This is a genomic window from Winogradskyella sp. ECml5-4, from assembly GCF_036903175.1.
In the GTDB taxonomy this organism is placed as follows: Bacteria; Bacteroidota; Bacteroidia; order Flavobacteriales; family Flavobacteriaceae; genus Winogradskyella; species Winogradskyella damuponensis.
Map to the genome: position 1 here is coordinate 1 of NZ_JAYJLF010000061.1, position 1,141 is coordinate 1,141.

Here is a 1,141-nt window from a genome sequence, read left to right on the forward strand (position 1 = left end):
GTATAATTAATTGCTTTGGCAAGTGCTTATTTGGAAAATTCCTTCGGAATTTTCTCGCGTTCGTTTTTGTTTACTAAATTAGTTGCTGAAACACGCAACTAACCATACACAAAACCGTTGGGCATAATTTAAAAAACCGAAATATGGGATGGAAATCATCACTAATTATAATTGAAAATAAAGAGGATTTTACTGATGAAAGTAAAATACTTGAAGCGTTAGGTAAATCAGAATATGAATTTGACCGAGAATTGACTCTTGACGAATGTATTTATCCGAATGACAAATCCATAAATATTGGATATTATAACGGAAATATAATTATCAGTGATGATTACCAACTTACAACAAATAGCCTTGAAAGAGCAGATAAACTGAACTTGACAGAAGAAGAGAAAAAACTTGTTGAGCTATTTCCAATATCTGAAATTGTAACTGTGGCTTGCCATAGTGCTATAAATTATCACGGATATTCTCTAATAGAAAACGGAATTAAAAAAAGACTTAAAATCATATCTTCTGATGAACCAAGAATTGAATTTGGAGAGAGAATAAAGGAAGAAAACGAAATCTATGACAAGTCTTATTCAAAGGGAAATCAAAACTTCTGGAAAGATGATGATGACCCAGAAGAGGATTTCACTGAAGACCAATTAATGGAAGACTTTACTTTTGGAATTGCAAAAAGAAGATTAGGAGTTTTACTTGACCATTCAGATGGAGATGAAATAATGGAACAGGTCACATTCAGAAAGTATAAAAGTCCAAATCAAACATCAGAAGTTGAGGAATCTATAAAAACTGACAAAAAAGCTAAATGGATTAAATACGGAATAATAATTTTGATTTTAATCATTTGGCAAATATTGAAACGAACAGTGTTTAAAAATTAAAAAACTATGCCCAACAATGGCTATAAGTAATTGCTTGTTCTCGCCTACTTCTGAAAATCCTTGCGGATTTTCAGTTCGGTGCGTACTTGCAAAGTTTCGTGCTAAACCACGCAACTACTCATAGCCGAGACCGTTGGCAAACATTTTGCGCGTGCCAACAATTTCAAGGCTTTTACGAAATTCTGTGCTTACTTGCTTCAGAAAAATACGTTGGAATTTAAAGCTGAACGTTAAAAAATATTACACTG

At 32.7% G+C, this 1,141-nt stretch carries 1 protein-coding gene; it reads left to right on the forward strand.

Going from position 1 to position 1,141, the window contains the following annotated elements:
- The first annotated feature begins 143 nt into the window (after window positions 1–143).
- On the forward strand, window positions 144–893 hold the full coding sequence (locus VDP25_RS17605) for a hypothetical protein (RefSeq protein ID WP_334471948.1): 750 nt from the start codon (window positions 144–146) through the stop codon (window positions 891–893).
- The last annotated feature ends 248 nt before the right edge of the window (window positions 894–1,141 follow it).